Annotated in this window: 16 protein-coding genes; 6 read left to right on the top strand and 10 right to left on the bottom strand. The window is 62.8% G+C overall.

The window, feature by feature from the left end; genetic code table 11:
- Positions 1–53: 53 nt before the first annotated feature.
- Together BLU17_RS15540 and BLU17_RS15535 are read right to left on the bottom strand one after the other, a co-directional pair.
- On the bottom strand, positions 54–1,970 hold the full coding sequence (locus BLU17_RS15540; RefSeq protein WP_091997948.1) for an SMP-30/gluconolactonase/LRE family protein: 1,917 nt from the start codon (positions 1,968–1,970) through the stop codon (positions 54–56).
- A gap of 274 nt (positions 1,971–2,244) precedes the next feature.
- Positions 2,245–3,543, bottom strand: coding sequence for an L-fuconate dehydratase (locus BLU17_RS15535; RefSeq protein WP_091997946.1), 1,299 nt, complete (start codon positions 3,541–3,543; stop codon positions 2,245–2,247).
- 197 nt (positions 3,544–3,740) lie between these two features.
- On the opposite strand from BLU17_RS15535, the gene BLU17_RS15530 reads away from it, so the two are divergent.
- The 4 genes from BLU17_RS15530 to BLU17_RS15515 all read left to right on the top strand — a co-directional run bounded on the left by BLU17_RS15530 (position 3,741) and on the right by BLU17_RS15515 (position 8,121).
- Complete coding sequence (locus BLU17_RS15530) at positions 3,741–4,475, top strand: GntR family transcriptional regulator (protein WP_091997943.1); 735 nt, start codon at positions 3,741–3,743, stop codon at positions 4,473–4,475.
- A gap of 52 nt (positions 4,476–4,527) precedes the next feature.
- Complete coding sequence (locus BLU17_RS15525) at positions 4,528–6,039, top strand: sugar ABC transporter ATP-binding protein (protein ID WP_091997941.1); 1,512 nt, start codon at positions 4,528–4,530, stop codon at positions 6,037–6,039.
- Between the two features lie 19 nt (positions 6,040–6,058).
- A complete protein-coding gene (locus tag BLU17_RS15520) occupies positions 6,059–7,087 on the top strand; it encodes an ABC transporter permease (RefSeq protein WP_091997939.1) in 1,029 nt (342 codons plus the stop codon).
- A 92-nt stretch (positions 7,088–7,179) separates the two neighbouring features.
- Positions 7,180–8,121, top strand: a complete 942-nt coding sequence (locus BLU17_RS15515; protein WP_091997937.1) for an ABC transporter substrate-binding protein — start codon at positions 7,180–7,182, stop codon at positions 8,119–8,121.
- Positions 8,122–8,131: 10 nt separating this feature from the next.
- Here the strand turns inward: BLU17_RS15515 and BLU17_RS33180 are convergent, their stop codons facing one another.
- From BLU17_RS33180 to BLU17_RS15500, 4 genes are all read right to left on the bottom strand, one after another.
- Positions 8,132–8,290, bottom strand: a complete 159-nt coding sequence (locus BLU17_RS33180; protein ID WP_176929110.1) for a hypothetical protein — start codon at positions 8,288–8,290, stop codon at positions 8,132–8,134.
- Positions 8,291–8,564: 274 nt separating this feature from the next.
- Complete coding sequence (locus tag BLU17_RS15510) at positions 8,565–10,016, bottom strand: IS1182 family transposase (protein ID WP_091998199.1); 1,452 nt, start codon at positions 10,014–10,016, stop codon at positions 8,565–8,567.
- Between the two features lie 213 nt (positions 10,017–10,229).
- Positions 10,230–10,478, bottom strand: coding sequence for a hypothetical protein (locus BLU17_RS15505; protein WP_091997935.1), 249 nt, complete (start codon positions 10,476–10,478; stop codon positions 10,230–10,232).
- Between the two features lie 362 nt (positions 10,479–10,840).
- A complete protein-coding gene (locus tag BLU17_RS15500; RefSeq protein ID WP_091997932.1) occupies positions 10,841–12,478 on the bottom strand; it encodes a gamma-glutamyltransferase family protein in 1,638 nt (545 codons plus the stop codon).
- A 144-nt stretch (positions 12,479–12,622) separates the two neighbouring features.
- Between BLU17_RS15500 and BLU17_RS15495 the strand changes: the two genes are divergently transcribed.
- Positions 12,623–13,486, top strand: a complete 864-nt coding sequence (locus BLU17_RS15495; RefSeq protein WP_091997931.1) for a LysR family transcriptional regulator — start codon at positions 12,623–12,625, stop codon at positions 13,484–13,486.
- Between the two features lie 445 nt (positions 13,487–13,931).
- A complete protein-coding gene (locus tag BLU17_RS15490) occupies positions 13,932–15,437 on the top strand; it encodes a phospholipase D family protein (protein ID WP_091997929.1) in 1,506 nt (501 codons plus the stop codon).
- Between the two features lie 171 nt (positions 15,438–15,608).
- Here the strand turns inward: BLU17_RS15490 and hutG are convergent, their stop codons facing one another.
- Genes hutG through BLU17_RS15470 form a run of 4 tightly spaced genes read right to left on the bottom strand, consistent with a single transcriptional unit; the run spans position 15,609 to position 19,797 of the window.
- The gene (hutG, locus tag BLU17_RS15485) at positions 15,609–16,415 is read right to left on the bottom strand and encodes an N-formylglutamate deformylase (RefSeq protein WP_091997928.1); all 807 of its coding nucleotides are present in this window, start codon (positions 16,413–16,415) and stop codon (positions 15,609–15,611) included.
- A gap of 30 nt (positions 16,416–16,445) precedes the next feature.
- Positions 16,446–17,864 (bottom strand): formimidoylglutamate deiminase, encoded by a 1,419-nt coding sequence (locus BLU17_RS15480; protein WP_425434095.1) that lies wholly within the window; start codon positions 17,862–17,864, stop codon positions 16,446–16,448.
- Positions 17,861–19,099: an imidazolonepropionase gene (hutI, locus tag BLU17_RS15475; RefSeq protein ID WP_091997926.1), complete on the bottom strand. Its 1,239-nt coding sequence runs from the start codon at positions 19,097–19,099 to the stop codon at positions 17,861–17,863. Before hutI ends, BLU17_RS15480 begins: the two co-directional genes overlap by 4 nt.
- A complete protein-coding gene (locus BLU17_RS15470; RefSeq protein WP_245746879.1) occupies positions 19,099–19,797 on the bottom strand; it encodes a HutD/Ves family protein in 699 nt (232 codons plus the stop codon). The genes hutI and BLU17_RS15470 overlap by 1 nt, the downstream gene beginning before the upstream one ends.
- Positions 19,798–19,885 lie beyond the last annotated feature (88 nt).

Raw genomic sequence — 19,885 nt, 5'->3', positions numbered from 1 at the left:
GCGAAACGCCTTGATCCGTAGCCCAGGTAAACGATCGCGCTGTTCCGCCGTGCTCACGGACGCCAGCGATAAACGACGATGCTCGAACCGTTGTAATTGTCCCTGGTTATCACATATTCCCCGGTCGACCGCAGATACGCACGAATGCCGTACATCGAATCGACGTCGTTGCCGACGTCCATTGCCGACGAGTTCGAGTTGGTCAGCGTCGTGACGAAGCTGCCCGTGGTGAGGTCGAATACGTCGACGTTCGGCACCGTGTGCACATAGCCGACGAACAGATAGTGGCCGGCCGCCGCAATCGATTTCGGATTCGCGCCCGTGAGATTGATGACGGGGCCCGGTGTACTCGTGTTGCCGGCTTTCCAGCCGTGATAGACCTCGACGTGTCCGTTCATCGCCGTCCAGTCCCAGCTTCCCGAGATGCCCTGAGCGAGAATCATCGTGTCGGTGTCGGATTGGTAAATGATGCGCGTAAGCGGCAGCACGGTACGCGGAATCTGGACCGGCGTGGCCGCGCCCCAGGACGGCTTGCCGTTCGCGTCGAAACCGGCCAGCGGATAGTGGTAGATCTGATTGGTCCGTGCGAGGCCGGCCCATACGTCGCCGTTGCCGTCGATAGCGAAGCCGGCCGTCACCTTCAGGTTCGTGTTGAATGGTTTGCCAGGAATCGAGCCGTCTGGAATCGCTATGTAGCCGCTCGACGGCTGGAAGTGATAGAAGTTGAACGTGTCGGGATTCTGACCAGAAGCGACGAGAATGCGCTTGCCGCCGACTGCCACGAGCTGCCCGAAATGCTGGCCGCGCTGATAGTCGTTCATGTTCAGGCGCGGATCGGATGGCCAGGAAAACGGATCGATCGTGTTGGCGACGAATGTGCCCCCCGAAGTGCCCGTATAGATGTTGTTGCCGCTGTAGAAATATGCGCCGTCGGTGACCGGGTCCGGCGCCGCGACTGCCTCGAAATTCAGCGCCTGCAGGGTCCACTGCAGCGTGCCCGTCGGGCTGTAGGCGTGAATGTCGGTACTGCCGTTGCGCCCCAGGTCCCAGTCGCCGCCCCATGCGTTGTCGAGCACGTACAGGTTCCCCGCTGCATCTTTGCCGATGCCGACGACGCGCGTGAAGCGCTTGTCGCCGACTTGCCCCTTGATGCCCGTCGTGGTGTCGAGGTAGCCGCCCTGCACGCCGAACGTGCCGACCTGCGTGGGCGTGCCCGGCAGGGCGTAACGCTTGATGTTCATGTCGGGCCCTTCGTCGCCGACCAGCAGCTCGCCGGTCGAAGCGTCGAAACAGAGCGCCGACGGATGCGCGCCCGCGGCCATCTGGATCGTATGCAGCGCGGCGCCGGCCGGGCTGAACTGCGCGACGACGCCCGCGCTCGCGCGCGCGACCCACAGGTTGCCGGCGCCGTCGATTGCGAGCGCACCGGGTTGCTGAACGCCGATGTCGCGCTGCCAGACGCCGTCGGTCGTATAGACACGTACGCGATTGCCGTAAAAGTCGCTGGCATAGAGCAGCGTGCCTGCCGTCGCGAGGCCGGTGATGACGTCTGCGTTCTGGATGCCGGTCCACGTGCTGACCGCAATGCGAAGATCACGCGCGTTCGAGCTACGATCGTAGCGGCCCACCGAGCCGCTGCCGAACGACCGGTTATAGCCGAGTGCGACGAAGATCGACGTCGCGTTGCCGGTAATCGCTCCGCCCTGGAATTCGTCGTGCGCGCCGATGGTGCCAAGCGTCGCACCGTTCTGGTAGATCTCCATGCCGCCTGCATTTTCGTCCCACCGCGACGATGTGTAGATAACACCCTCGGGCGCGACCCACATCGAGCGTGCGCCGTTACCGACGTGCGCGGCAAGGGTGCCATGCGTGTTCGCGAGCCAGTCGGTCGTATATTGCGCGTGACCGACGGGCGCCGCCGCGCCGACGAGCAGAGCCAGCCATGCCGCGCGAAGCCGCTTTCTGAACATGCGAGATGTTCCCCTTGACGTTGCGCTGCGAGGTTTTCAGTGGCGGCGCATGAGATGATCGATATGGCAGCAACGCGGAACGCGTCGCATCCCATGCGCCGAGCATATTCCTGCAGATGCGAATCACGTATCGAGCTTTTTCGCGAGTGCTTTCGCATTATTCGTGCCCGGGAAACATGCAAAACGGAATCGCCGCCACCGACAAACGATTGAATGCGGAGCCGGTGCCGTTCCGCGCCATCGAGCTGGCGCGCGGTGAGCGGAGGCAGGCCGCCTAGGGCCGCCAGGCCTCGCCTTCGGGGAACGTGTACTTGCCGAGCGAATCCGCCTTCATTTCGATGCTGTAACCAGGTTGTTGAGGCGGCATATACCGGCCGTTGCGGATTACGACGGGATCGACGAAATGCTCGTGCAGATGGTCGACATATTCGAGCACGCGGTTCTCCAGCGACGCCGATACGCAGAGATAGTCGAACAGCGAAATGTGCTGCACGTACTCGCACAATCCCACGCCGCCCGCATGCGGACAAACGGGCACGCCGAACTTCGCCGCCATCAGCAACACGACGATCACTTCGTTCAGCCCTCCTAACCTGCAAGCGTCCACCTGACAAAAGTCGATTGCCTGGGCCTGCAACAACTGCTTGAACATCACGCGATTGTGGCAGTGCTCGCCCGTCGCGACACCAATCGATCCCAGCCGCCGACGGATCGCCGCATGGCCGAGGATATCGTCGGGGCTCGTCGGTTCTTCGATCCACCATGGGTCGAACTCCGCCAGGCGCCGCATGTTCGCGACCGCTTCGTCGACGTCCCACACCTGGTTTGCGTCCATCATCAGCTTCAGGTTTTCGCCGATTTCCTCTCGCAGAATGCGTGCGCGCCGCACGTCTTCGTCGAGATTGCCGCCCACTTTCTGCTTGAAATGCGTCCAGCCCAATGCGACACCTTCGCGCGCGAGTCGCCGGATCTTGTCGTCGTCGTAACCGAGCCAGCCCGCCGAAGTCGTATAGGCGGGATATCCTTCCCCGAGCATTTCCTTTTCGCGCTCGCCCCTGGTTTTCGCATGGCGGTTCAGGATGGCTAACGCTTCGTAAGGCGTAATCGCGTCGGTCACATAGCGAAAGTCCAGGCAACGCACGAGTTCTTCGGGGCTCATATCGGCGAGCAGCTTCCACACCGGTTTGCCAACCGACTTCGCCCACAGGTCCCACACCGCATTCACGACGGCCGCCGTAGCGAGATGAATCGCGCCCTTGTCCGGGCCGATCCAGCGTAATTGGCTGTCCGACGTGAACGCACGCCAGAATGCGCCCATATTCGCGGCAATCTCTTCGAGTCGCCTGCCGACGACGAGCGGTGCAAGCGCGTTGACCGCCGTCACGCAGATTTCATTGCCGCGTCCAATGGTGAACGTGAGACCGTGCCCCGTGAGCTTGTGCGGCGAATCGGTTTCGAGCGTGACGTAAGTGGCGGAATAGTCCGGCGCGGCGTTCATCGCGTCGGAACCGTCGAGCGAACGAGAAGTGGGGAAGCGGATATCCCGGACGGACAGCCTGGTGATCGTGGTCATCTGAACTCCCTCCAAAGTGACGACTATCAGATTAGGACTGCTGGCGACGATGAACCGCAACACATTTGCATCGCAGTACGCGGGTAATACGGGGGTATCAAGCGGTTCACCAGGCGGGTTTACCAGACGTTTGCACGCGTTGACAACGCTAGATCCGCTTCCTAGCATGCTAGCATGTCTTCCTGAAATCAAGCACCATGAGCTATTCATCAGAATCAGATCTAGTGGGTGTCGCCGGCAATCCTTATGTCGCACTGCAAAAGATTTCGGGTTCGGAGCGCGGCAGCCTGACCGATGCGGTCGAGCAGGCGCTGAAAGAAGCGATCGTGACGCTCGTGCTGGAACCGGGAATGATGATCGACAAGATGGCGGTCTGCGACCGGATGGGCGTTTCGCGCTTTCCGGTTTCCGCCGCATTGGCGAGGCTTGCCCATGCGGGGCTCGTCGAAGTTTTGCCGCAGCGCGGCACGCGCGTCAAGCCCATCGCGCTCGACGATATTCGCCAGCACCTGTTTATCCGCAGCGCGCTCGAAGTGGAAACGGTCCGTGGCGTCGCGCTGATGCACGACCGGGCCACGATCGATGCGCTGGCCGAAAATCTCGAGCAGCAGCGCAAGCTCGCCGGGAACGGGCAGCGTCTCGCATTTCATACGCTCGACCTGGCCTTTCATGAAATTCTGCTCGACGCGGTGAATCTGCCGCGAGTGAAAGAGATCGTCGCGGTATCACGGAATGCGCTCGATCGCGCAAGGCAATTGCTGGCAAGTCCCGAGCGGCTCGTGCACACGCTCGACGAGCACGAACTCGTTTTCGACGCCATTCGCGCCGGCAAGGCCGACGTGGCGGCAAAAGCGATGCACGAGCATCTCGATCAGGTGGTCGCGGAACTGCACCGGTCCGCGAAGGAACGACCTGATCTTTTCGCATCCTAGGCTTACGTCGATCCATGCCCGTCCTTCAACTTCTTTCGTGCGGATTTGCGCCATGACGCCGCTCATTTCCGTCAACAAGCTCAGCAAGCGCTTTCCCGGCGTGCGGGCGCTTCACGAAGTGCAATTCGAGCTCCTGGCCGGCGAAGTGCACGCGCTGATGGGCGAGAACGGCGCGGGAAAATCCACGTTGATGAAGATTCTCGCCGGCGTGTATACCCGTGATTCGGGCGATATTCTCCATGACGGCCGGCCCGTCGCGTTCGCGAGTCCGCGCGAAGCGCAAGCTGCGGGCGTCGGCATCATTCATCAGGAACTCCAGCTGATGAATCATTTGACCGTCGCGCAAAACATGTTCATTGGCCGGGAACCGCGCGGACGTCTCGGTCTGTTTCTCGACGAAGACAAACTCAATGCGCAGGCGCGCGACATTCTCGCCCGCATGCACGTGCATCTCGACCCACGCACCGTGGTCGGTACGCTCACGGTCGCCAGCCAGCAGATGGTCGAGATCGCCAAAGCCCTGTCGTTCGATTCGCGCGTGCTCATCATGGACGAGCCGACTTCCGCGCTCAACGACGCGGAGATCGCCGAACTTTTTCGCATCATTCGCCAGTTGAAGGAGCGCGGCGTCGGGATCATCTACATCTCGCACAAGATGGATGAGCTCAAGCAGATTTCCGATCGCGTCACCGTATTGCGCGACGGCGAGTATGTGGCCACCGTCGCCACGGCCGATACGAGCGTGCAGACCATCATCGGCATGATGGTGGGCAGAACGCTCGCCGACGCCGAACCGTATCAGGGCCCGGCGCGACAGGGCGAAATCGCGCTCGAAGTGAAGCACCTGAACGCAGGCCCACTCGTCAGGGACGTGAGTTTCACGCTGCGCAAAGGCGAGATATTGGGCTTTGCGGGGCTCATGGGCGCGGGGCGCACCGAGGTCGCGCGCGCCGTGTTCGGTGCGGACCCGGTCGAATCCGGAGAAGTCTTCGTGAAAGGCGTGAGGGCGCCGATCAAAGCACCGAGCGACGCCGTCGCGCACAGCATTGGCTATCTCTCGGAAGACCGAAAACGCTTCGGCCTCGCCACCGGCATGGACGTCGAGTCGAATATCGTGATGTCCAACCTCAGTAAATTCCTGTCGCTGAATCTGTTCCTGCGCCGCATGCAAATACGCAGGACGGCGTCCCATTTCATCAATCTTCTCGCCATCCGCACACCTTCGCCTACGCAGCCGGTCCGGCTGCTTTCGGGCGGCAACCAGCAGAAGATCGTCATCGCGAAGTGGCTGGAGCGCGACTGTGACGTGCTGTTCTTCGACGAGCCGACGCGCGGCATCGATGTCGGTGCCAAGAGCGAAATCTACAAGCTTTTGCGTGCGCTCGCAGAAGAAGGCAAGGCGATCGTAATGATCTCCTCGGAACTTCCGGAAATCCTGCGCATGAGCGACCGGATCGTCGTGATGTGCGAAGGCCGTATCACCGGCGAACTCCGCGCCGGCGAGGCAACGCAGGAGCGCATCATGCATCTCGCTACGCAGCGTAAAAACTTGCAAGCGGCATGAGCCGCGAGAGGTCGAATCCATGACAATGCAATCGGATACCGCAGCGCTGTCCGACCAGAAACGGTCGTCCGGCTTCAAGGCGAGAATTTTCTCGCCAACTGCGCTGCAAAAGCTGCTCGCCTTTGCGAGCCTGATCCTGCTGCTCATCTTCTTCAGCTTCGCGTCGCCCGCCTTCATGCAGATGGACAACATCCTCGGCATTCTGCAGGCGACGGCCGTCAACGGCGTGCTGGCCATTGCCAGCACGTTCGTCATCATCACGGGCGGCATCGATCTTTCCGTCGGCACGTTGATGACTTTCACGGCCGTGATTTGCGGCGTGTTTCTCAGCTATTGGCATCTGCCGATGTGGACGGGCGTGCTCGCCGCGATCGGAACGGGCGCGTTGTGCGGAACCATTTCAGGCACGCTGACGGCGAAAATGAAAATCCCGCCCTTCATCGCCACGCTCGGCATGATGCTGCTGCTGAAGGGGCTTTCGCTCGTCGTCTCGGCCGACAAGCCCATCTATTTCACCGACACCGAAAACTTCTACATGATTTCGCAGGATTCGCTGATCGGCTACCTGCTGCCGAGCGTGCCGGTGCCGAATGCGGTGCTGATCCTTTTCCTGCTCGCCGTTATCAGCTCGATTACGCTCAATCGCACGGCGCTCGGCCGCTATACGTTCGCGCTCGGCAGCAATGAAGAAGCAGTGCGCCTTTCCGGCGTGAACGTCGACCGCTGGAAGATTGCGATCTACGGGCTCGGCGGGGCGATTTGCGGCATTGCAGGACTGCTTATCGCATCGCGTCTGAATTCCGCGCAACCGGCGCTCGGGCAGGGGTATGAGCTGGAGGCCATTGCTGCCGTCGTGATCGGCGGCACGTCGTTGAGCGGGGGATCGGGCACGATACTCGGCACCATCATCGGCGCTTTCATCATGAGCGTGCTGACCAACGGCTTGCGCATCATGTCCGTCGCCCAGGAATGGCAGATCGTGGTGACGGGCCTCATCATCATTCTCGCTGTGTACGCCGACATCTTGCGGCGCAAGAAGAGCTCATAGGATAGATCGAAGAAGCAAAGAAAGAACGGGGAGTCCCGCAAGGCTCCCTTAACGGCTGGAGGTCATTAGCCCACCTTAGGAGGAGAGACGTCATGTTGAAAAAAAGACTCATCAGTGCCGTGGTCGGGGTCGGTGCGCTCGTCGGGGCGACCGGTTTGACATACGCGGAAGAACCCTATGTCCCGCTCATTTCGAAGGGCTTCCAGCATCAGTTCTGGCAAGCCGTGAAGGCTGGAGCGGAGCAGTCGGCGACGGAGAACCACGTCAGGATCACTTTCGAAGGGCCGGAAACGGAGGCCATGGTCGACAAGCAGATCGACATGCTTTCGGCCGCGCTCGCCAAGAAGCCGCAGGCGCTCGGCATCGCCGCGCTCGACAGCAAGGCGGCCATTCCGCTGCTCAAACGCGCACAGGCCGGCAAGATACCGGTGATCGCCTTCGACTCGGGCGTCGACAGCGATATTCCGCTGACCACTTGCGCAACGGATAACCTGGCTGCGGCGGCGCTCGCCGCCGACAAGATGGCGGAGATGATCGGCAATTCAGGTGAAGTCGGCGTAATCGTGCACGACCAGACGAGCCGCACGGGTATCGATCGCCGCGACGGCTTTCTCAACCAGATGAAGGCGAAACATCCGGGCATCAAAATCGTGTCCGTCCAGTACGGCGGCGGCGACCACTTGAAGTCAGCGGAAATCGCCAAGGCGATGATTCAGGCCAACCCGAACATCAAGGGCATTTTTGGCGCCAATGAAGGCTCGGCGGAAGGCGCGGCGATCGGCGTCAAGGAATCGGGCAAGAAGCTCGTGCTGATCGGCTACGACTCCGGCAAAGAACAAAAGGAGGACATCATGTCCGGCCTGATGGCGGGCGCGATCACGCAGAATCCGGTAGGCATCGGCAAATGCGTCGTCGATTCCGCAGTGAAGGCGATGAAGGGCGAAAAGCTGCCCAAGAAAGTCGACACGGGCTTTTACTGGTACGACAAGACCAATATGAGCGATCCGAAGATCGCCGCCGTGCTTTACGATTGACCTGTGTCGATCACGCGTAGCGCGAGAGAAAGGCGGCGGGCTCTTTGTCTCGCGCTGCAATGGCCTGCAGTGCAGGTTTCCAGCGGCTATTGATGGGCTTCTGCGGCGCGCACACCGAATTGTCGTGACCGTTTTCTGACTCGGGGCAACCGCCGAGCAGCAAATTCATGTCGGACACACGGTATCGGTGCGCAGCGAGATGTGTCGCCAGACGCGCTTCTGGCGTGAAGATGTGCGAAGGTAGGTGATGAGTCTATTTTACATAATGCAAATTATCGCATTTTTGATTTGTAGCGGCTAAGTTGTAATGTCCGCTTTTAGCCGAGGCCGTGTAAAAACGTTCGAGTATGCGGCCGAGCATCGGGGAGAGTGCGTTCGCTCAGCGTCGAAGCGGGGCGACTGGCCTGATTGCACCGAGCCAGTCGGAGCGACAACGCATGAGATTACGCGCCCGCCAGCTTCATCGCCTGCACGGCCTTTGCGAATCCCAGTATCCTAATGACGCGCTTGAGGTTGTACGCCAGCACATGCAGGCTCATCTCAGTGGCGACGTGACCAAGCCCGCGCGTCAGGAAGTGCGCCGAACCCATCCAGTGCTTGAGCGTACCGAACACGTGCTCCACCGTTCGACGTCGTATCGTCATCGCATCAAGCTGGCGATCCAGTCTGCTCTGCATCGCTTCAAGCACCGCTTCGTGTTCCCACCGCCGGATACGTCGGTAGTCAGACGGTGTGCATTGACTCTTGATCGGGCATCGCGGACACGCACTGCTCCAGTAGGTACGCAGGGTCATCGGGTTGTCGCGTTCAACGGAGCTGAACCGGTAAATCGCTCGTTGACCCGCTGGACACAGGTACTGGTCATCGCTGGCGATATAGATAAAGTCGGCCCGGTCGAACCGACCATCAGCCTTTGCACTCGACGTCTGCGACTTGGGCACCATAGCCTCAATCCCGGCGTCATCGCACGTCTTGATTTCCTGCGCGCTGAAGTATCCCCGGTCCGCGAGCGCCCGGAGCTTCTTCGTGCCCATCGCATCACGCGCGGCTTTGGCCATCGGGCTCAGCTGCGCCCGGTCGCTGCCGATGTTCGTGACTTCATGCGTCACGATGAGGTGATGTTTCGTGTCAACGGCCACCTGAACGTTGTACCCGACCACGCCGGTACCTTTGGCCTGCGAGATCATCGAGCGGGAGTCCGGATCAGTCAGCGAGACCTGTTTCTCAGGCAGGTCTTCCAACAGTTCCGCCGCGCGATCCAGGTCACGCATCTGTTCGCGCAGCGTGTCGATCTTCTCCCGTAGCCGTTCTGTCTTCGCCTCCACCTCGGCAGGTTGCGTGCGATCTGCTGTCTCCAGTGCCTCCAGGTAGCGCTGGATGCTTTGCTCGATCTGCTCCTGGCGTCTCTTGATCTTGTTGGGCGTAAAGTTGTTGTCACGGCTGTTGACCGCCTTGAACTTGCTGCTGTCGACGGCGACGACGGCTTGCGTGAACAGCTTCAGGTCCCGGCAGATCATCACGAAGCGTCGGCACACGCTGCGGATGCCTTCACCATTGCTCCGCCTGAATTCGGCGATGGTCTTGAAGTCGGGAGCGAGTCTGCCAGTCAGCCACATCAGTTCGACATTACGCTGGCACTCCCGCTCCAGACGCCGGCTCGACTGCACGCGATTGAGATAACCGTAGATGTAGATCTTGAGCAGCACCGCCGGATGGTAAGACGGTCGGCCGGTAGTCGCGGGCGTGGCGCCGTCAAATCCCAGCGCGGCCAGTTCGAGTTCTTCAACGAATGCGTCGATAATCCTGACTGGATTGTCCTCGGTGATGAAGTCTTCGAGACATTCCGGCAGCAGCGTTGCCTGACTGCGGTCCGCACCTTCGACAAATCGTCCCATCTTCGCCTCGCGCAACAACGGGTTGATTCAGTCTAGGAGATCGCGTGTGTTTTTACACGGCCTCAGCCAGGTTCAGATGTCCGCTTTTCGGACCATCGCAGGCTGACCGTTGGCCGGTTATCCGGCACCGGAGGCTGCGCTGGCATCGTATGCGGTGTGTTTGGTTAGCACGGCCCAGGCGAACCGCACTAGGCCTCGCCTGCGGCCGAACTTTCAAGCCATTTCGGGCTGCCTGGCGTGCCACCATTCGTCGATGGCCTGCTTCGCCGTCTGCTCGACCATGCTGAGCGCCATCAGCACATCGATCTTCAGTTTGGGAATCGCAAGCTCGATGCAAGGCAGCTTCGCCGTTTCAGATTGCGCTTCGACTCCTTCCAAAACCGCGCGGCACAACCATTGCGTATCCGTCGCGTCTGCTTTTGCATCGACGGTGACTCGAAAGCCATGATATTCGACTGCCATATACTCTCCCGGAACCTGACAAAACGTAATTCCCGGCCGCCCTTCGACGGCGAGGGGGCGACTATATCACCACTCGCGAGCAGCTTCAGCGAGGTCCGTGCGAGGCGGGAATACCGACCGGGCAAAAGCGACGCGCGCATTCGCGCCCTGTTTCGCCGGCACATTGCGAGCGCGACTGGAAGCCGCTTGATTCGGAGTTCAAAACTTCTGGAGTTCATAATTTCAACTGGCGAGCGTGGCGCGCATCGACGACTGACGCATCGTTCGCCAGCCCACGATCGCGAGCGAGACGCCTGAAACGAAGGCGGCAAGCGACACGCGTCGCGCGGGTGTTCCCGCACGCTGCCTGCCCTGCCCGTCGCCTAAAACCCCGCGGCGAGTCCGTCGCGACGCGTGTCGCTCGCGGCCACATAACCGCGCTCGGGATCGTTGCGGTCCAGCCGCCAGATGAACTGGCCTGAGCCGAAGTCCATATACGGGTCGTCGATGCCCTTGATCTCGTGGCCGAGATCCTGCAGCGCGCGCGCCGTCCGGGCATCGAAAGTCGATTCGATGTCGAGCGTGAAATCGCGGTTGACCTTCCAGCGCGGCGCATCGCACGCGGCTTGCGGCTGCTGGCCGTAGTCGAGCATGCGCACGACCGACTGCAAATGCCCTTGCGGCTGCATGTCGCCGCCCATCACGCCGAAGCTCATCACGGCTTCCCGGCGGCCTTCCACCTGCTGTGTGAGGAAGGCCGGGATGATGGTGTGGAACGGGCGCTTGCCGCCCTCCACGACGTTTGGCGAAGCAGGGTCCATCGAAAACCCGCAGCCGCGATTCTGCAACGCGATACCCGTACCCGGCACGACCACGCCCGAGCCGAAACCCATGTAATTCGACTGGATGAGGCTCACCATCATGCCGCGCTCGTCCACGGCCGAGAGATAGATCGTGCCGCCCGAGCGCGGCATGCCGAAGTCGAAGTGCGTGGCGCGCTTCTGGTCGATCAGCTTCGCGCGATCTTTCAGGTAGGCGTCGTCGAGCATTTGTTCGGGCGTCACCTCCATCGAACGCGGATCGGCGACATAGCGATAGACATCGGCGAACGCGAGCTTCATCGCTTCGATCTGCAGATGCTGCGATTCGAGGCTGTCGAGCGCGAGCGAGCCCATGTCGAACTGTTCGAGAATGCCGAGCGCGATCAGTGCCGCGATACCCTGCCCGTTCGGCGGAATCTCGTGAACGGTGTAGCCGCGATAGTCCTTGCCGATCGGTTCGACCCATTGCGGGCGATAGCTGCGCAGGTCATCGAGCGTGAGCGCCGCGCCGCCTTCGCGCGCAAACGCGGCGATACGCTCGGCGGTCTCGCCTTCGTAGTAGTCGCGCGCGCCGCGTTCCGCGAGGCGCCGCAGCGTGGCGGCGTGACCGGGAAAGCACACGCGCTCGCTCACTTCGGGTGCGCGGCCGCTCGGCATGAAAGTCCCGGCGAATCCCGGCTGGTTGTGTAGTTCGGGAATCGCCGCCTGCCACTTGCGCGTGACGATGGTCGCCACGGCATGACCGCGCGCGGCGATTTCGATGGCCGGTTGCAGGAGGTCCGCGAACGGCAGCGAGCCGAACTTCGCGTGCAGCGCCTCCCAGCCGGCGATCACGCCGGGCACGGTCACCGTATCCCATCCGCGCGTGGGTTGCCTCGCGCGGCCGTTTTCCTCGCCATACTTGCGGCGGAAGTAATCGACATTCCACGCCGCCGGCGCGTTACCCGATGCGTTCAGGCCATGCAGCTTCGCGCCGTCCCAGACGAGCGCGAACGCGTCGCTGCCGAGGCCGTTCGATACCGGTTCGACCACGGTAATGGCGGCCGCGGCGGCGATCGCGGCGTCGACGGCATTACCGCCTTTCCAGAGCATGCGCAGCCCTGCCTGCGCGGCCAGCGGGTGCGAAGTCGAAACAATGTTGCGGGCAAACACCGGCAGGCGCGGTGTGGAATAGGGGTTTTGCCAGTTGAAGCGCGTCATGTCCAGATTCCGGTAATGAACGAAAGCGCCGGCGCTGCCGCGTCAGCTCGCAGCAAGCGCGGCCCATGCCGATCGATTGATTATCTTGAAGGTCTCGGGAAAAAAATATTAATATTTTATTCTCGATACTTAAGTTTTCTTTACATGCTAACCCTACGCATGCTGCGCACCTTGCAGGCCGTCGCGCGCAGCGGTTCGTTCGCCACGGCAGCCGACAAAATGGCGCTCACGCAGGCGGCCGTGAGTCTGCAAATGCGCGGACTCGAAGAGGCGCTCGGGCGGCAGATCTTCGACCGCCGCGCGCGCCAGGTCGCGCTCACGCGCGAAGGCCGCGAGGTCTGCGCGAAGATCGACCACATTCTCGCGCTCGTCGACGAGTTGCCCGCCAGCGCGGGAGACACGATGCGCGGCTCGATCATCATCGGCGCGGTGGTCTCGGTGATCGGCGCGCTTTCACTGGCGGTGGCGCATCTGAAAACCGGTCACCCGGAACTCGAAGTGCGCCTGAGCTCGGCGCGCTCGAACGAGCTGGCGCGCATGGTGGAAGACGGCGACGTCGATCTCGCCGTGGTGGTCGGTAGTGCTGACGGTTCGCTTCACGAATCACTTGCCTGGACGCCGCTTTACGAAGAACCGCTGATGCTCGTGACGAGCCGCGCGACGTCGGGCGACGACGCGCGCCGCATCCTGCGCGAACGCAGCTTCCTGCGCTTTGACCGGCGCGTGCCGACCGGCGTCGTGATCGACCGCGCGCTTGCGGGGCTCGGCATCGAGCCGCTCGAATATCTGGAGCTCAACTCGATTGAAACGATCGTCTCGCTGGTGCGCAACGACGTGGGCGTGAGCGTATTGCCTCTGCTTCGAGGCGGAAAATGGAAAAACGATCCGAACTTGCGTCTCGTGCCGCTCCCCGGGCCGCCGTTCCTTCGCACGGTGGGCATGATTCACCGGAAAGCACACAAGCAAACCTTGCTGACCCGGACGATTGCAGACATGCTGGCACGATGACAGAAGCCCTCTTCCATTGCTCGACAGGTCCTGCTCGCGTTTTTACCGGATCGCGGCAATTAATTAGCAATGGAAAGTTATTGGCAAGGAAAGAGATTCGCGACACCAACGAGGAGCAGCGCACACGGACGAGCGAATCACGTCAGCCTTTCGGGCAGGAAGCGCGAGACTCGCGCGCACGCGCACAAGCCGCGCTCAACGCCGGCCACCCCTCGCCGCCAGGCAAGCGTCTGCCCCTGGCTGGGCACATTGCGTGGTACGCCCTGCGCCAATCGCCTAAGCTACCGTTGTTGCACGCTCACTCGCGAAGCCACGTGCTTCGCGCCTCGAAGCGGGATCGACACGGGAAAGCGAACGCTCCATGCAAAGATCGCTCATCGCGCTGGCAGCAAAGGGACTGCGAAAACTGTGTGAACTGTGCGTCAAGGCGTACCCGCTATGCGTGATGGCGGTGGCCGCATGTCAGCAACTGCCACCGCCTGGCGAGCGCACGCAGTCCACTGCGCTCTCGCCGGCCGAAGCGCGATCGACGCAACTTGGCGCGGCCGTTTCCGGCAAGCTCGCCGCTCACCCCGGCTTTACCGGCGTCGATCCGCTCGCCGATCCGCTTCAGGCGTTCGCCTCGCGCGTGGCGCTCGTGCGCAGCGCCCAGCGTACACTCGATGTTCAGTACTACATCTGGCGTAACGATTTCACCGGCACCCTGCTGCTCGAGGAACTGCGCGAAGCCGCGGACCGCGGCGTGCGCGTGCGGCTGCTGCTCGACGACAACGGCATTCCCGCCTCGCTGGACCCCACACTCGCCGCGCTCGATGGCCATCCCAACATCGAGGTGCGCCTCTTCAATCCGTTCGTCACGCGCAAGCCGAAGGCCATCGGCTTTCTCACCGACTTCTCGCGGCTGAACCGCCGCATGCACAACAAGTCGCTCACGGCAGACAGCGTGGCGACCATTCTCGGCGGCCGCAATATCGGCGACGAATACTTCGGCGCCACCGACGGCGTGGTGTTCGCCGACCTCGACGTGCTCGCCATCGGCCCCGCCGCCACCGACGTCGCGCACGATTTCGACCGTTACTGGGCCAGCGCCTCGTCGTGGCCCGCGTCGCATATCCTGCCGTACGAGCCGCCCGACGCGCTTGCCGCGCTCGATCGCTCGGCGCTGGCGGCACAAACGGATCCGGCCGCGACCGAATACATCGAATCGTTGCGCAAAACCACCGACGTGCGCCGCCTGCTGGATGGCACGCTGCCGCTCGAATGGGCAAAGACGCGACTGGTCAGCGACGACCCGGCAAAAGCACTGGGGACAGCCCCGGAGCACACGCTCATCCTGAGGCAGTTGCACGAGATGCTCGGCGACCCGGACCGCGAGCTCGATCTGGTTTCGCCCTACTTCGTGCCGGGCGAAATGGGCACGCAATACTTCACGCAGCTCGCCGCCAAGGGCGTGACCGTGCGCGTGCTCACGAACTCGCTCGAGGCGACCGACGTCACCGCCGTTCACTCCGGCTACGCGCGGCGCCGCGTGGCGCTGCTCAAAGGCGGCGTCGAACTGTTCGAGCTGCGCCGCGCCGCGGGCGCGAGCAAGGAAACCGGCAAAGGACCATTCGGAAGCTCGGGCTCGAGTCTGCACGCCAAAACCTTCGCCGTGGATGCGGAGCGCGTGTTCGTCGGCTCGGTGAATTTCGACCCGCGCTCGGCCAACCTCAACACCGAGCTCGGGCTCGTGATCGAGAGCCCTGTGCTTGCCGGCCAGATCGAAAAGGCGTTCTGGACCCGCGTGCCGGAACTCGCCTACGAAGCGCACCTCGACGCGTCCGGCAAGCTCTACTGGACGCGCCTTTCCGGCGACACGCTCGTGCGCTACGACACCGAGCCCAACACGAAATGGAGCCAGCGCCTGAGCGTCTGGTTCTTTTCCATCCTGCCTGTCGAGTGGCTGCTGTAGCGCGTCGCAGGGCAACAACGCCGACCGGATCGGTCCGATGTCCGAATACGAATTTTTCTGGATGACTAACTTCTGCTGCGCGCTGCCGTTCCTGTAAAACCGTAACCGTTCACGTTGCATATTCTCCGGCGTCGCGAATCCGGGCCTGCCGCTCGCTACGGGTTGCAGCCGTCACGCTACTGCGTTCATCGCCTTCACGGTCTCCAGCGCACCGCCCACCATGTCGCGCAGCACGGGCTCGACTTTCTCCGCAAGCGCAGGCACATAATCGAACGGCGCGGATTCGTTCATATAAACCGACTGGCACATCTCCAGCTGGATCGCATGCACGCCATCCTGCGGCGCGCCGAAATGGCGCGTGATGTAGCCGCCCTTGAAGCGTCCGTTCGCGACCCACGTATAGCCGCTCGCCGCCGCCGCGCGCTCCGCTCGCGCCTGCACGGCAGCGTTCGCCGTGCGGCCATCCAGGGTGCCGATGTTCAGGTCAGGCAACTTGTTGTCGAACAGACGCGGCAGCACGCTCGCAATCGAATGCGCCTCCCACAACAGCACGTTCGCATGCGCGGCGCGCAGGCGCTTCAGTTCCGCGCTGAGCGTATCGTGATACGGCTGCCAGAACGTCCGCACGCGACGCTGACGTTCTGCCGCATCGGGCGCACAACTATCGCGGTAGACGGGCTCGCCACGAAAGGTCTCGATCGGGCACAGCGAAGTCGTGGTTTGGCCGGGATACAGGCTTTCGTCATTCGGCGGACGATTCAGGTCGATCACATAACGCGAAACACGCGCACCGAGCACGGTCGCGCCCAGCGCCCTCGCAAACGCGTAGAGACGATCGAGATACCAGTCCGTATCGGCAACGGTCAATGCGGCGTCCGTGTACTGGGCGTGCATTGCAGCGGGAATATGCGTGCCCAGGTGCGGAATGGAAATAACTAGCGGTGCCGAGCCGCGTTCCAGTGAAAGGATATCGGTCATGGAATGTAGTCTCGTGAATGGCACGAGGTTTCAAGCCTCGGCCAGCAATCGCGCGAGCGCCGCACGATAGTCGGCATAGAGGCGCGCTTCGTCTCGATGGCGTCGCGCCTCCACGACTTTCTCGCCGCCCGTGTAGACGTCGAGCACCGGTGTTTCGCCATGTTCGCAAAACACGACCGATGAAAGCCATGTGAGCGGCTTCTGTTCCGCCAGGTTCGGATGCTGCGCGTCGAGCACGATCCAGTCGGCACGCGCACCCTCTTTCAAGACACCCACTGTGCGTCCCGCCGCGTTCGTCCCACCCGCGAGCGCGGCATCGAAAAGACGGTCGGCAACTTGCGCATGACGGGTTGCGGCAAGCACGTTACGTTCGCGCCGAACGAGCCGCTGGCCGTATTCGAGCAGGCGCAGTTCGGCGCGCCAGTCCACGCCGATATGGCTGTCCGAGCCGACGCCGAACGCCCCGCCCGCTTCGAGGTAATCGCGCGCCGGGAAAATGCCGTCGCCGAGATTCGCCTCGGTGGTTAGGCACAGTCCCGCGATCGCGCCGCTTTTCGCGAGCGCGGCCGTCTCTTGCGCGTCGATATGCGTGGCGTGGACGAGGCACCAGCGCGCGTTCACGTCGAAGTGATCGAGCAACCATTGCACCGGCCGTGCGCCTTCGATCGCGATGCAAGCCTCGACTTCGGCCGTTTGCTCGGCAATGTGAATATGCACGGGTGCGCCGGGCAGCATCCTGTCGAGGCCATCGAGCAGCGCGCGCAACGAGTCTTGCGAAACGGCACGCAGAGAATGCGGCGCAACGCCATAGCGCAGCGCGTCATGTTCGGGACGCCACGTGTGCAGCGCCTCGACAATGCCGAGCAGGCGATCCGGCGCATTGAGGAAGCGCCGCTGGTCATCGCGCGGTGCTTGTGCGCCAAAGCCGCTGTATTGATAGAGCACGGGCAGCATCGTCATGCCGATGCCGGTCGCGCCTGCCGCGTCGACCACGCGCTGCGCCAGTTCTGCAGGACGCGCATAACGCTGGCCGTCCTGCGCGTGATGGACGTAGTGGAATTCGCAAACCGACGTATAACCCGACTTGAGCATCTCGACGTAGAGCCAGCGCGCAATCGCGCCCAGATCGTCGGGGCTGATGCGCGCAGCGAAGCGGTACATCAGATCGCGCCAGCTCCAGAAGCTGTCGGCTGGATTCGCGCGAAATTCGGTCAGGCCCGCCATGGCACGCTGGAACGCATGCGAATGAAGATTAGGCATGCCAGGCATGAGCGGACCGGCCGCGCGTGCTATGCCTTGGGGAGCCTGTGCGAGATCGGGTGTCACGCGGCGCAGCGTTCCCGTTGCGTCCCATTCGAGCAACACGTTGCGGCGCCAGCCGTCAGGCAAGTACGCGTGCCCGGCGAACAGCGCGCGCGCGGTCGGAATCATTTCGATGGTGTAATTCATGCGAGAGAATGACGCTCAAAAGCGCGACGCTCAAAAACGGTTTCGCCGCCGCGCACCACACGTGCGCAAAGCGGGCGGCCGATCCAGTAGGCAAGCTCCGCAAGCGATTGCACCGGCCACACGGCGAAGTCGGCGGGACGACCCGCCGCGAGCGTGCCATGGCGCTGCGCGTCGCCAAACGCCTGCGCGGCGTGCCGCGTCACTCCCTTCAGCACCTCGGGCACGGTCATGCGGAACAGCGTGGTCGCCATGTTCATCATGAGCAGCAGCGACGTAGCGGGCGACGTGCCCGGATTGCTGTCGGTCGAAATGGCGATCGGCACGTCGTAGCGCCGCAGCAAATCGAGCGGAGGAATCTGCGTCTCGCGGATAAAGTAGTACGCGCCGGGCAGCAGCACCGCCACGGTGCCAGTTGCCTTCATGGCCGCGACGCCCGCTTCGTCAAGGAACTCCAGATGATCGGCCGACAAGGCGCCGTGACGCGCCGCCAGCGCCGCGCCGCCGCTGTTGGACAGCTGTTCGGCGTGCATCTTGACCGCGAGATTGCGCCGCGCGGCGGCTTCGAATACGCGCTCGCTCTGCGCGAGCGAAAAACCGATTCGTTCGCAGAACACATCAACGGCGTCGACGAGACCTTCGTCGGCGAGCGCGGGGAGCATGCGTTCGCATACTTCGTCGATATAGTCGTCGGCACGGCCCGCGAATTCGGGCGGCAACGCATGCGCACCAAGAAATGTCGTGCGCACGGTGACGGGATAGCGCTCGCCCAGCAAGCGCGCCACGCGCAGCATCTTGCGTTCGGTCGCGAGGTCGAGGCCATAGCCCGATTTGATTTCGACCGCCGTCACGCCTTCGGCAAGCAGCACTTCGAGGCGCGCCGCCGACTGCGCGAACAGCAAGGCGTCGTCGGCCGCACGCGTGGCGCGCACCGTCGATACGATACCGCCGCCTTGCCGTGCGATTTCTTCGTAGCTAACGCCGGCAAGACGTTGCGCGAATTCATCGGCGCGCTGGCCGGCGTAGACAAGATGCGTATGGCAATCGACGAGGCCGGGCGTGACCCACGCGCCGCCAAGGTCTTCGCGCGGCCAGCCGGCGAATTGCAGCGGCAGCGCCGCCGCCGCGCCAAGCCATGCGATCTTGCCGTCTTGCACCGCGATCGCCGCCTGTTCGATGCTGTCGCCCGGGTCGCCATGCGGGCACAGCTTGAGGTTCTGCCAGAGAGTGCGTTTCATCAGGTATGCATGGCATCGCGCGACGCCGTGTCCGTAGTGTCTTGCCGAGGTACGCACAGCACGTCCAGTGCGACGGCGAGCAACGCGCCCGCGCCCTGTGTTTCGATGTACACGGGGCATTGCGTGTCGGACGTGTCGATGCGCAGCGTGTCGCCCGTCGCGAGACGGACATGGCGATCGTAGTCGACGCGAACGTCCTGCCCGCCTTGCGCACAATAGAGCAGCACCGTTTGCGCCCGCACGCTGCGCCGCTGTTTTTCGCGCCACACATCGAGCGTACCGCGCGCCGCATCGCGTCGCACCATGAGGTTGAAGTCGCGCGTGGCGCCGTTCACGAGGCGCGCGTCGATCGCCGCCTCACCCGCGAACCGCGCCACGTCGAGCGGCTGCGTGAGCGCATGCGTGCGTGCCGCGTCATCGAGCAGCATGCCCGCCCCTTCGAGCAGCACCAGTGTGCGATCGACGCCCTCGAAGCGCGAAAACGGCCCTGCCTGCGCGACATCGGCGACGCTCACGCGCCACGCGAAAGCTTCGAGCGACGGGGCCGCGTTCGAGTGAGAGTGCGCCGCCACAGGCGCGAGCGCGATTTCCCGCGTGACGCCGCCGCCGTTTTTCCACGGCGACGCCACGAGCGCCGCGCCGCGCAGCAGCGTGAGCTTCGCTGGCTGCGCCGCGCCGACTGCCATCGTGCCGTTCATCGGCCGAGCATCGGCAGCTTGAGGCCCGCCTCGCGCGCGGTGTGCTGCGCCAGCTCGTAGCCGGCGTCCGCGTGACGCATCACCCCCG

The sequence above is a fragment of the Paraburkholderia lycopersici genome (assembly GCF_900096975.1).
Lineage (GTDB): Bacteria > Pseudomonadota > Gammaproteobacteria > Burkholderiales > Burkholderiaceae > Paraburkholderia > Paraburkholderia lycopersici.
This window is presented reverse-complemented; position numbering and strand designations above follow the sequence as displayed.